This window comes from Bradyrhizobium campsiandrae (assembly GCF_014529705.1).
GTDB classification, from domain to species: Bacteria; Pseudomonadota; Alphaproteobacteria; order Rhizobiales; family Xanthobacteraceae; genus Bradyrhizobium; species Bradyrhizobium campsiandrae.
The window spans coordinates 29195-41757 of record NZ_JAANIH010000035.1; the positions used below are offsets into that span (position 1 = coordinate 29195).

General features: G+C 64.2%; 8 protein-coding genes. 3 read left to right on the forward strand and 5 right to left on the reverse strand.

Annotated elements, in window-relative coordinates; translation table 11 throughout:
* The 3 genes from uvrA to G8O24_RS24420 form a co-directional block, all read right to left on the reverse strand.
* Complete coding sequence (gene uvrA / locus G8O24_RS24410; RefSeq protein ID WP_188103789.1) at positions 1-2976, reverse strand: excinuclease ABC subunit UvrA; 2976 nt, start codon at positions 2974-2976, stop codon at positions 1-3.
* 273 nt (positions 2977-3249) lie between these two features.
* A complete protein-coding gene (locus G8O24_RS24415) occupies positions 3250-3933 on the reverse strand; it encodes an outer membrane protein (protein ID WP_188103791.1) in 684 nt (227 codons plus the stop codon).
* A gap of 250 nt (positions 3934-4183) precedes the next feature.
* Positions 4184-4945, reverse strand: coding sequence for an outer membrane protein (locus tag G8O24_RS24420; RefSeq protein WP_188103793.1), 762 nt, complete (start codon positions 4943-4945; stop codon positions 4184-4186).
* Between the two features lie 421 nt (positions 4946-5366).
* On the opposite strand from G8O24_RS24420, the gene G8O24_RS24425 reads away from it, so the two are divergent.
* The 3 genes from G8O24_RS24425 to G8O24_RS24435 all read left to right on the forward strand — a co-directional run bounded on the left by G8O24_RS24425 (position 5367) and on the right by G8O24_RS24435 (position 9709).
* On the forward strand, positions 5367-5861 hold the full coding sequence (locus tag G8O24_RS24425; RefSeq protein WP_092290554.1) for a single-stranded DNA-binding protein: 495 nt from the start codon (positions 5367-5369) through the stop codon (positions 5859-5861).
* Positions 5862-6184: 323 nt separating this feature from the next.
* Positions 6185-8917 (forward strand): DNA gyrase subunit A, encoded by a 2733-nt coding sequence (gyrA, locus tag G8O24_RS24430; protein WP_188103795.1) that lies wholly within the window; start codon positions 6185-6187, stop codon positions 8915-8917.
* A gap of 3 nt (positions 8918-8920) precedes the next feature.
* On the forward strand, positions 8921-9709 hold the full coding sequence (locus tag G8O24_RS24435) for a substrate-binding domain-containing protein (RefSeq protein WP_188103797.1): 789 nt from the start codon (positions 8921-8923) through the stop codon (positions 9707-9709).
* 5 nt (positions 9710-9714) lie between these two features.
* Here the strand turns inward: G8O24_RS24435 and G8O24_RS24440 are convergent, their stop codons facing one another.
* Both G8O24_RS24440 and G8O24_RS24445 read right to left on the reverse strand, forming a co-directional pair.
* Complete coding sequence (locus G8O24_RS24440; protein ID WP_188103799.1) at positions 9715-10674, reverse strand: phosphotransferase family protein; 960 nt, start codon at positions 10672-10674, stop codon at positions 9715-9717.
* Between the two features lie 35 nt (positions 10675-10709).
* Positions 10710-12563: a potassium transporter Kup gene (locus G8O24_RS24445; RefSeq protein ID WP_188103887.1), complete on the reverse strand. Its 1854-nt coding sequence runs from the start codon at positions 12561-12563 to the stop codon at positions 10710-10712.

Consider the following 12563-nt stretch of genomic DNA (forward strand, 5'->3'; position numbering starts at 1 on the left):
TTACTCCGCCGCCTCGCTCGTGCTCCGCCGTTTCGGCTTGCGCGCCTTCTTCAGCACCGGCTCCAGGAATTTGCCGGTGTAGCTGCGCTGCGCCTTCACGATGTCCTCAGGCGGGCCCCAGGCGACGATCTCGCCGCCGCCGTCGCCGCCTTCGGGGCCAAGGTCGATGACCCAGTCGGCCGTCTTGATGACCTCGAGATTGTGCTCGATGACGACCACCGTGTTGCCCTGCGCGACCAGCTCGTGCAGCACCTCCAGCAGCTTCTTGACGTCGTGGAAGTGCAGGCCGGTGGTCGGCTCGTCCAGGATGTAGAGCGTGCGGCCGGTGGCGCGTTTTGACAATTCCTTCGCCAGCTTGACGCGTTGCGCTTCGCCGCCTGACAGGGTCGTGGCTTGCTGGCCGACGTGGATGTAATCGAGGCCGACGCGGTGCAGGGTCTGGAAGGTCTCGCGCACGCGCGGCACCGCCTTGAAGAACTCGGCGGCTTCCTCGACGGTCATGTCGAGCACGTCGGCGATGCTCTTGCCCTTGAACAGGACCTCCAGCGTCTCGCGGTTGTAGCGCTTGCCCTTGCAGACGTCGCAGGTGACGTAGACGTCGGGCAGGAAGTGCATCTCGATCTTGATGACGCCGTCGCCCTGGCAGGCCTCGCAGCGGCCGCCCTTGACGTTGAAGGAGAAGCGGCCCGGCTCGTAGCCGCGCGCTTTCGCTTCCGGCAGGCCGGCGAACCATTCGCGGATCGGCGTGAAGGCGCCGGTATAGGTCGCAGGGTTCGAGCGTGGGGTGCGGCCGATCGGCGACTGGTCGATGTCGATGATCTTGTCGATATGCTCCAGGCCCTCGATGCGATCGTGTGGCGCGGCGCCTTCGCTGGCGCCGTTGAGCTTGCGCGCAATGGCCTTGTAGAGCGTGTCGATCAGGAGCGTCGACTTGCCGCCGCCGGAGACGCCGGTGACGGCCGTGAACAGGCCAAGCGGAATCTCCGCGGTGACGTTCTTGAGGTTATTGCCGCGCGCGTTCACCACCTTGATGGTGCGGCGATGATTCGGCGGGCGCCGCTCCGGCACCTCGACCTCGAGCTCGCCGGTGAGATATTTGCCGGTGAGCGATTTCGGATTGCGCATGATCTCGGCGGGCGTGCCTTCGGCGACGATGTTGCCGCCATGCATGCCGGCGCCGGGGCCGATGTCGAGCACGTAGTCGGCGAGGCGAATGGCGTCCTCGTCATGCTCGACCACGACCACGGTGTTGCCGAGGTCGCGCAACCGCTTGAGCGTGTCGAGCAGGCGGGCATTGTCGCGCTGGTGCAGGCCGATCGACGGCTCGTCCAGCACGTAGAGCACGCCCGTCAGCCCTGAGCCGATCTGCGAGGCCAGCCGAATGCGCTGGCTTTCGCCGCCGGACAGCGTGCCGGAGGAGCGGGACAGGGTGAGATAGTTGAGGCCAACGTCGAGCAGGAAGGTCAGCCGCTCGCGGATCTCCTTCAGGATACGTCCCGCGATCTCGTTCTGCTGCGCGTTCAGCGATGCGGGCACGGTCTCGAACCATTCGCCGGCCTTCCGGACCGACAGCTCCGAGATCTCGCCGATATGCTTAGCCCCGACCTTGACGCAGAGCGCCTCGGGCTTGAGGCGGAAGCCGTTGCAGCCGCCGCAGGGCACGTCGTGGAAATATTTCGCCAGCTCCTCGCGCGCCCACTCGCTCTCGGTCTCGCGATAGCGGCGGTTGATGTTGGTGATGACGCCTTCGAACGGTTTCTTGGTGTCGTAGGAACGGACGCCGTCCTCGTAGGAGAACTTGATCTCGTCATCGCCGGAGCCGTGCAGGATCGCGTTTTGCGTCTTCTTCGGCAGATCCTTCCACTTGGTGGTCAGCGTGAACTTGTAGTGCTTGCCGAGCGCCGTCAGCGTCTGGGTGTAATAGGGCGACGACGACTTGGCCCAGGGCGCGATCGCGCCCTTGCCGATGGCGAGCTCCTTGTCGGGGATGACGAGGTCCTCGTCGACATGCTGCTCGACGCCGAGGCCGCCGCAGGCGGGGCAGGCGCCATAGGGGTTGTTGAACGAGAACAGGCGCGGCTCGATCTCGGGGATGGTGAAGCCGGAGACCGGGCAGGCGAACTTTTCCGAGAACAGGATGCGCTCGGGACCGCTCTTGTCGTGGATCTTTGCGGTCTTCTTTTTCTCCTCGACCGGCGCGGCGGCCGGCGCGTCAGCGAACTCGACCACGGCCAGACCCTCGGCGAGCTTCAGCGCGGTCTCAAAGCTTTCGGCGAGGCGCTGGCCGATGTCGGCGCGCACCACGATGCGATCGACGACCACATCGATGTCGTGCGGGAATTTCTTGTCGAGAACAGGCGCTTCCGCCAGCTCGTAGAAGGTGCCGTCGATCTTGACGCGCTGAAAGCCCTTCTTGAGCCATTCGGCCAGCTCCTTGCGGTACTCGCCCTTGCGGCCGCGCACGACCGGCGCCAGCAGATAGAGGCGGGTGCCCTCAGGCAGCGCCAGCACGCGGTCGACCATTTGCGACACGGTCTGGCTCTCGATCGGCAGGCCCGTTGCCGGCGAATAGGGCACGCCGACGCGCGCCCAGAGCAGGCGCATATAGTCGTAGATCTCGGTGACGGTGCCGACGGTGGAGCGCGGGTTCTTCGAGGTCGTCTTCTGCTCGATCGAGATCGCCGGCGACAGGCCGTCGATCTGATCGACGTCGGGCTTCTGCATCATCTCGAGGAACTGGCGGGCATAAGCCGACAGCGACTCGACGTAACGGCGCTGGCCCTCGGCATAGATCGTGTCGAAGGCGAGCGAGGATTTGCCGGAGCCGGAGAGGCCGGTGAACACCACGAGCTTGTCGCGGGGAATCTCGACGTCGATGTTCTTGAGGTTGTGCTCGCGCGCGCCACGGATCGTAATTGCGCGCAGGCTGGAGCCCGCGTTCTGCTGTTGGCGCTTCGCCTTGATCACTTCATCCATCCGGTTTGCCCTCAAGGAATCCAACAGCGCGCGATCGCGCCAACGTAACAGGCGCGCTTCGCCCGGAACCGGGATCGGCGCCGATGGGGTTGAGAGCGAACGTAGGAAGAACGGAGATGGATTTCCAGTGGGACATGCGAATCGTCAACGGATTGTTGGCGCGCTGGCGGGATTTGGCAGCAGGGCTTGGTCACAGCGGCCATCGGAACAACAAAAAGGCCGGCGCGAGGCCGGCCTTTCGTGACGATGTGACGTCGGTCGTGAGGACCGAACTCAGTACTTGGCGACCACCGGGCCGTTGAAGTGGTAGTTCACGCCGACCTGCACGGTGTGCAGGTTGAGGGTGCCGGTGGGCACCACGCCGAAATAGGTCTCGCCGCCGAGGCTGCGATAGAGGTACTCACCCTTGATCGACCACTGCGGAGCGATGAACGCCTCGACGCCGGCGCCGACGGTCCAGCCCGAGTGGAACTTGCTGTCGGAGACCGAAGCTGCGCCCAGGGTGGCGGTGATCTTGTTGTCGATCCAGGCGTAACCGCCCGTGCCATAGAACAGCACGTTGTTGACGGCGTAGCCGATGCGGCCGCGCACGGTGCCCAGCGCATCGGTCTTCGAGCTCACCGAGGCGGGGATACCTCCGACGCCGGGGACGACAATCACGCCAGCGGTCGAGGCACTCACGTCAGCCCAGGCGCCATCAGCCTCGACGCCGAACACGACGTTGCCGGTCTGCCAGTTGTAGCCGGCAGTGCCGCCGACGAAGCCGCCCTGCATCCGCGGGCTGCCCGAATCTTCCCAGGCGCCGCCACCGACGAGACCGAGATAGAAGCCGGTCCAGTTGTACACCGAGGCCACAGCGACCGGAGCCTTGGTGTAGGGGCGAGCCGCCAGGTCGGCAGCCGAAGCAGCGCCGGTGAGGGCGACGAGAGCGGCCGAAGCCAACAAAATCTTCTTCATTTTCAACTTAATCCCAGTCCCAGTTTCTGTTTGCACCTTCCGTGCGTCGAAAGGCATCGGACGCGTTGGCCCAACTGACGGCGTGCTTACACCACTGAAGCCGCAAGTTGTGTCTCTCAAAAGTCACAACAGATACAAAATGTAACGCTTGCTGACCCATTGTTCCCTCGGGGGAACTGCAGAAAAAAGGCCGGCGCGAGGCCGGCCTTCGATTTTCAAATGATTTCAGAGAGATCCTGAAGAGCTGGCCTCAATACTTGGCGATGACGGGGCCGCCCCAGCGATAGTTCAGGCGGACAAGACCCATATCGACATTCTGGCTGATCCGATCCGTCTGGAATGCGGCGCCGGCGGGTGTGTTGAGCGTGAGGGTTCGGTTGCCCAGGAAGATATGATCGTACTCGACGCCGACCGACCAGTTCGGGGCGAAGCCGAATTCGAGACCGGCGCCGACCGTGCCACCCCAGCGGGTGTCGCTGGTCGACGCGAGCAGGGTGCCGGCACCGGCGAAGCCGGGCGCGGTGTAGATGTTGTACTTGTCGCCGACCACGGCGCCGCCGCCCTTCACGTAGAACAGCACGTTGTTCCAGGCATAGCCGACCTGGCCAGTGATCAGGCCGAACGCGTCGATCTTCGAGCGGTTACGCTGGGCGGGGAAGAGAACGCTGACATTGTCGCCCGAGAAGTCGGCCCAGTTGCCCTGGCCTTCGAGACCGAACACCCAGTTGGCCGATTGCCAGCGATAGCCGATCTGACCACCGACCGTGCCGCCAGTGGCGTTGTGGCAGCCTTCGCGGCCCACGAACGCGCCGCCACCCAGGACGACATTGTCCCAGCATTTGTGGCTCGATCCGCCGCCGCCGTTGATGCCGATGTAGAAGCCGCTCCAGTCATAGATGGTAGCGATCATCGGCGCCGGCGCCTTGGTGTAGGGACGCGCCGCGAGATCCGCCGCACTCGCGGGTGCGGACAGCGCAGCGATACCGATTGCGGCCAACAGAATTTTCTTCATTGCAGTCTCCCCAGTGTTGCCGCTCCAGAGGTTCCCGAGCGGCCAATCAGGCGCGACGCCCTTACGATCCAATTCCGAGGCAAACCGTAGCCTAGTTGACAGGCAGAATCCGTCTCTGGAATGCAACAGTCGCGAGACAAGTGTGCTGCGCTTAACCTAATGAATGTTAAGTAGTTTCTGTCCCTGTCGGGTTCCAATTCACCGCACCGTGCATAGTGCCATGGGTCGTTATCCACACGCGGAAGTTGACTAAAAATCGCTGCGGAACAAAGCTGGAACAAATGTTCGGTCGATGCTATATGTGGGGATAACCGAGGGCGTGGCAGCCCGATCAGCACTTGTAAGCGTATAGGGTCGACCCCAACAGGCCGCGCGGGCGCGCCTTTTCGAAATTCAGTGGCATTTGGAGTGGAGAGCGGCGATGGCGGGAAGCGTCAACAAAGTCATTTTGGTCGGAAATCTCGGCAAGGATCCGGAGATCCGCCGTACCCAGGACGGGCGGCCAATCGCGAATCTGAGCATCGCGACCTCCGAAACCTGGCGCGACAAGAACAGCGGCGAACGCAAGGAAAAGACCGAGTGGCATCGCGTCGTGATCTTCAACGAAGGGCTGTGCAAGGTCGCCGAGCAGTATCTGAAGAAGGGCGCCAAGGTTTACATCGAGGGCGCGCTCCAGACCCGCAAATGGACTGACCAGAGCGGCGTGGAGAAGTACTCCACCGAAGTCGTGCTCCAGGGCTTCAACTCGACGCTGACCATGCTCGACGGTCGCGGTGGCGGGGGAGGCGGCAGCTTCGGCGACGAGCCGGGCGGCGATTTCGGCTCGTCCGGCCCCGTCAGCAGCGCACCGCGCCGTGCCGTGGCCGCCGGGGGTGGTGGCCGCAACAACGACATGGACGACGACATTCCGTTCTGAGAACGGTCGGCGTCTTTCACGCCGTGTCAGCAAACCCAACTAATCAACAGAACGGGCTCGGAATTTCCGGGCCCGCTTCACGTTTGAGGTAAGCTCGGAGTAGCGCCCTCGCGAAAGGCCGGGGATGCACGTCCACGCGATTTGACGGTGGCGACGAGGCGATTTTGCAAGGCCGATTCCCGGCTCATCCAAGATGCCTGCTCTCAGGGCGTAAGTTATTGGAAAAATAGACGTAAAAAGCGCTTCCAAGTCTCCGGCAAGGGTGGTTATCGGGGCATCGATGCGCTATATGATTCCCAGATAAAATTTCACCGGATTCCCCCTTGGCTGACGACGACAACAAGCCCGGCGACCAGCCGGCGCAACCCTCGGACATTCGCCCCGTCTCGATCTACGAGGAGATGAAAAAGTCCTATCTCGATTACGCCATGAGCGTGATCGTGGCGCGCGCGCTGCCCGATGCGCGCGACGGGTTGAAGCCGGTGCATCGCCGCATCCTCTACTCGATGAACGAGCAGGGGCACACGCCCGACAAGAAGTACGTCAAGTCCGCCCGCGTGGTCGGCGACGTCATCGGTAAGTATCACCCGCACGGCGACCAGTCGATCTACGACGCCATGGTCCGCATGGCGCAGGACTTCTCGATGCGCGTGCCGCTGATCGACGGCCAGGGCAATTTCGGCTCGGTCGATGGTGATCCGCCTGCCGCCTATCGTTACACCGAAGCGCGTCTGACGAAGGCGGCGCTGGCTCTGCTGGCCGACATCGACAAGGACACCGTCGATTTCCAGCCGAACTACGACAACAACGAGACCGAACCGTCGGTCCTACCGGCCAAGTTCCCGAATCTTCTCGTCAATGGCGCCGGCGGCATCGCGGTCGGCATGGCGACCAACATACCGCCGCACAATCTCGGCGAGGTCATCGACGCCTGCGTTGCGCTGATCGACAACCCCGCACTGACCATCGACGAGCTGATCAACATCGTGCCGGGACCGGATTTCCCGACCGGCGGCGTCATTCTCGGACGTCAGGGCATTCGCTCCGCCTATCATCTCGGCCGCGGCTCGATCGTGATGCGCGGCAAGGTCACGATCGAGACCATCCGCAAGGAGCGCGAGGCGCTCATCATCACCGAGATTCCCTACCAGGTGAACAAGGCGACGATGGTCGAGCGCATCGCCGAACTGGTCAAGGAAAAGAAGATCGAGGGCATCGGCGACCTGCGCGATGAATCGGACCGCGACGGCTATCGCGTCGTCATCGAATTGAAGCGCGACGCTGTTCCGGATGTCGTGCTGAATCAGCTTTACAGATTCACGCCGCTGCAGACGAGCTTCGGCGTCAACATGGTGGCGCTCGACAGCGGCCGTCCGCGGATCATGCATCTGAAGGACCTGCTGGCGATCTTCGTCGACTTCCGCGAGCGGGTCGTCACGCGACGCACCAAATACCTGCTCGCCAAGGCGCGCGATCGCGCGCATATCCTGGTTGGTCTCGCGATCGCGGTCGCCAATATCGACGAGATGATCCGCGTTATCAGGACTTCGCCGGATCCGACCACGGCGCGCGACACCCTGATGTCGCGTGACTGGCCGGCCCGTGATGTCGAGGACATGCTGACGCTGATCGACGATCAGCGCCACCGCATCAGCGAGGACGGCACGATCCGGCTGTCGATGGAACAGGCGAGGGCGATCCTCGACCTGCGCTTGCAGCGCCTGACGGCGCTTGGCCGCGACGAGATCCGCGAGGAGCTCGACAAGCTCGCCGGAGAGATCGCCGATTATCTCGCCATCCTGCGCTCGCGCGCCCGCGTGCTGGAGATCATCAAGACCGAGCTCGCCGAGGTGAAGGCGGAGTTCGCCACCCCGCGCAAAACTGTGATCATGGAGCAGGAAGGCGAGGTCGAGGACGAGGACCTGATCCAGCGCGAGGACATGGTCGTCACCGTCTCCCATGCAGGCTACGTCAAGCGCGTTCCGCTGTCGGCCTATCGCGCCCAGCGCCGCGGCGGCAAGGGCCGCGCCGGGATGCAGACCCGCGACGAGGACTTTGTCAGCCGGCTGTTCGTGGCTTCCACGCACACGCCGGTGCTGTTCTTCTCCTCGCGCGGCCAGGTCTACAAGGAAAAGGTCTGGCGGCTGCCGATGGCCGCGCCGAACGCGCGCGGCAAGGCAATGATCAACATCCTGCCGTTGGAGCAGGGTGAGCGCATCACCACCATCATGCCGCTGCCCGAGGACGAATCCACCTGGGGCAACCTCGACGTGATGTTCGCGACCACCGGCGGCAACGTCCGGCGCAACAAGCTGTCCGACTTCGTCGACGTCCGCCGTTCCGGCATCATCGCGATGAAGCTCGATGAGGGCGAAGCGATCGTCGACGTCCAGATCTGCACCGAGCGTGACGACGTGCTGCTGACCGCCGCCGGCGGCCAGTGCATCCGCTTCCCGGTCCCCGACGTTCGCGTGTTTACCGGGCGGACCTCGATGGGCGTGCGCGGCATTGCGCTTGGCGAGGGCGACAAGGTGATCTCGCTGGCGATCCTGCGCCATGTCGAGACCACGTCCGATGAGCGCTCGGCCTATCTGAAGATGCGCCGCGCGGTCGCCGGCGAGTCCGGGGCCGAGGAGGCTGCGGTGGATGCCGAAGCGGAGGAGACCTCGGGCAGCTTCCAGCTGGCGCAGGAGCGCTATGCCGAGATGTCGGCGGCCGAGCAGGTCGTGCTGACCGTGTCCGTCAACGGCTACGGCAAGCGGACCTCGTCCTACGAGTACCGCACCACGGGCCGCGGCGGCAAAGGCATCGTCGCCATGAGCGTCAACAACCGCAACGGCAACCTCGTCGCGTCCTTCCCCGTCGAGGACGCGGATCAGATCATGCTGGTGACCGACAAGGGCCAGCTGATCCGCTGCCCGGTCGAAGGCATCCGCATCGCCGGCCGTTCGACCCAAGGCGTCATCGTGTTCGACACCGCCGAGGACGAGCACGTGGTGTCGGTCGAGCACATCACGGAAGAGGCCGAGAGCGGCAATGGCGAGAACGGGACGTAACGCATGCCACGCATCATTGGGGGCCTTCTTGCTTGTCTTTTGACGGTTGCTTTTGCCACCGGCGCGGTCGCCGCAGATGTCAAGGTGATGATCTCGGCTGGGTTCTTTGCCGTGTATGAGGAGCTCGGTCCGGCCTTCGAGAAAGCGACTGGGCACAAGCTCGTCACGACGCGCGGCCCTTCGGTCGGCGATTCGCCGGAAGCCATACCGACGCGGCTGTCCCATGGCGAGCCGGCCGACGTGGTGATCATGGACGGCAGCGGCGTGGACCTGCTGGAGCAGCGCAATCTCGCGCGGCCCGGCAGCCGGGTGCCGCTCGCGGAATCCTTCATCGGTATGGCGGTCAAGGCCGGGCAGCCCAAGCCCGACATCAGCACGGTGGACGCGTTGCGCAAGACGCTGCTGGCCGCCAAGTCGATCGCCTATTCGGACAGCTCGAGCGGCACCTATCTGTCCAACGTCGGCTTCAAGAAGCTCGGCATTGCCGACGAGATTGCCGGCAAAACGCGCAAGGTGCGCGGTCCGCCTTCTGGCGAGCCCGTCGCGGCGGTCGTCGCCCGGGGTGAAGCCGAGATTGGTTTCCAGCAGGTCGCGGAAATGATCCACGTGCCCGGCATCGATTTCGTCGGCACGGTGCCGTCCGAGATTCAGCCGCCGACGCTCTATGTCGGCGCTATTCCCACGAACTCGCAACAGCCCGAGGCAGCAATCGCCCTGCTGCACTTCCTATCGTCCGCAGACGCCGCAGCCGTAATCACGAAGAACGGCTTGAAGCCAGCACCGCCGCACTGAGCGGATTAGGAGGCGGCCGCAAGCTCTCTCGTAAGATCGGCGAGCACCTCGCGCTTGCCGATCTGCGCCATCCAGCACCAAAGCTCCAGCGTGCAATATATCCGATAGAGATCGAGCGTCTGCTGCCAGTCGGGACGCTCGATCGGACCATAGCCGGCGAGCAGTCCATCGCGCTTGGGCGCGTCTTTCGCCGTGAAATAGTACAGCGCCTTCGCGATATCCAGCAGCGGATCGCCCGATGTCGCGTTCTCGAAATCGACGATGCCTGTCAGGTGCGGTTCGCCTCGCGAAGTCACCAGCACATTGCCGGCATGGAAATCGTAGTGACACAGGCGGGGCGTGGTGGCCGCCTCGAACAGGTGCTGTCGTGCCTCGACGCTGTCGCGCAGCCTCTCGGCAAGTGCGGGATCGCCGCCCCGGGCGCAGAACTCTTTCAATTTCCTGTCGAGCTGCGCCGACATGTAGGCGCGGTTGGTCGGATACGCCGTCCACACGCCGTTGGGGCCGATATAGCCGAAGCTGTCGAGGGTGACGTGGTTGATCCCGCGCAATGCTGCGCCCATCTCGGCGTAGATCGAAAACAGCCCGGCCTCCGACAGCGCCGCCTCGCGCCGGCCGAGCACGGTACCGTCGAGCCTGGTCATGAGCACATAGTTCAGGTCGACCACCGACCGCGTGTCGTCGGCGAGCAGGATTTTGGGAATGGTCGTGCCGAGGTCGCGCAAGAGCCCCAGCACATAGACCTCCTTCGCCATCTTCCATTGCAGCGATTCTGGATAGACCTTGAGGATGCAGGCCGGCGCGTCCACAAGCGCGATCTCGAGGACGGTGCTGATCTCTCCGCCGTGCAGCTCGGTGAGGCTGAGTACCGACGCATCAGGAGATATCTGGCGCACGATCGCGCGCGCCTGATCGATCGATATCTCCAGCCGAGGCTTGAGCTGCAAGGGCGCTTCGCTGGACATCGGCGTTCGCTTCCAGATCGCGCGGCGCAGCCGCGCTAGATTTCCAGCTCCGTGCCGAACTCCACCACCTGCTTGGTCGGCACGCCGAAGAATGCCGCCGAGCGCTCGGCGTTGCGCTGCAGGAAGGCGAACAGGCCTTCGCGCCAGACCCACATGCCGGGCACGTCCTCGCGCGGGATGATGGTCTCGCGGCCGACATAGTAGGTGATGTCGGAGAGATCGATGCCGGGCAGCTTGCCCTGGCGGCAGGCCAGCGCCAGCCCCTCATAGATCGTCGGGTTCTGCATGAAGCCGTAATGCAGGATCACGCGGGTGATCCCGGGGATGATCTCGATCACTTCGGCGCGGTCCGCCTCAGTGATGTGGGGCAGCTCCTCGATCAGCACGGTGACGAGGATGATACGCTCGTGCAGCACGTGGTTGTGCTTGACGAATTGCGTCAGCGCCAGCGGCACGCCTTTCGGGGCGGACGCGAGGAACACGGCGGTGCCGGGCAGGCGCGCGCTGCATTTGTTGACCGCGGTCTCGATCAGGTCCTCCTCTGGCTGGCGCAGCCTTGCGCGCGCAGCTTCCACGAGCTTGACGCCGGCGCGCCAGGTCAGCATCAGGAAGGCGACGAAGGCGGCGAGCAGCAGCGGAAACCAGCCGCCCTCGAACAGCTTGATCGAGTTGGCCGCGAAGAAGATCATGTCGATCACGAAGAAGAAGCCGTTCACGGCCACCACGAGCCAGGGCGAAAAACCCCACTGGATCGCGACCAGGGCTGCGAGCAGCGTGGTGATCGCCATCAAGAGCGACACCGCGATGCCATAGGCACCGGCGAGCGCGTCCGAGGTGCCGAAGCTCAGCACCGCGCCGAGGGTTGCCGCGGCGAGCAGCCAGTTCACCAGCGGCACGTAGATCTGACCGATCGCATCGCTGGTGGTGTGGCGGATCTGCATGCGCGGCAGGAAGCCGAGCTGGATCGATTGCTGGGTGAGCGAGAACACGCCGGAGATGATCGCCTGCGAGGCAATCACGGTCGCCACCGCCGAGAACGCGACCAGCGCATAGTGCAGGGCATCGGGGCAGAGCTGGAAGAACGGGTTCTCGATCATCGTGGGGTCGGTGATCAAGAGCGCCGCTTGGCCGAAATAATTCAGCACCAGCGCGGGCAGGCAGATCGCGAACCAGGCGAGCCGGATCGGCAGCCGGCCGAAATGGCCCATATCGGCATACATGGCCTCGCCGCCGGTCACGGCGAGGAAGGCGGCGCCGAGGATCGCAAAGGAGACGTGGAAATCCTGGTGGATCAGGAACTCGAAGGCATAGAGCGGGCTGAGCGCGGCCAGCACCGCCGGCGCCTTGATGATGCCGTGGATGCCGAGCGCGGCCAGCACGACGAACCAGCCCAGCATCACCGGGCCGAAGATGCGACCGATGAAGCCGGTGCCCTGCTTCTGCATGATGAACAGGCCGACCAGGATGGCGATGGTGAGGGGCACGACCACCGGGGAAAGCGAGGGGGCGTCGACCTTGAGGCCTTCAATGGCGGAGAGCACAGAAATCGCCGGCGTGATCGCGCCATCGCCGTAGAGCAGCGCCGCGCCGACGAGGCCGACGACGAGCAGGTGCGCCCGCCAGGTCCCGGGCTGGGCGTGCCGGGCATGCAGCAGGGCCAGCAGCGCAACGATGCCGCCTTCGCCGCGATTGTCCGCGCGCAGAATCAGCATCGCGTATTTCAGCGAGATGATCAGCAGCAGCGCCCAGAGGATCAGCGAGGCAACCCCCAGGACAGCCTCGGGAGTCACGGTGCCGCCATGGGCGGCCGCCTTGGCGGCCTCCTTCAGGGCGTAGAGCGGGCTGGTGCCGATATCGCCATAGACCACGCCAAGGGCGCCCATGGTCAT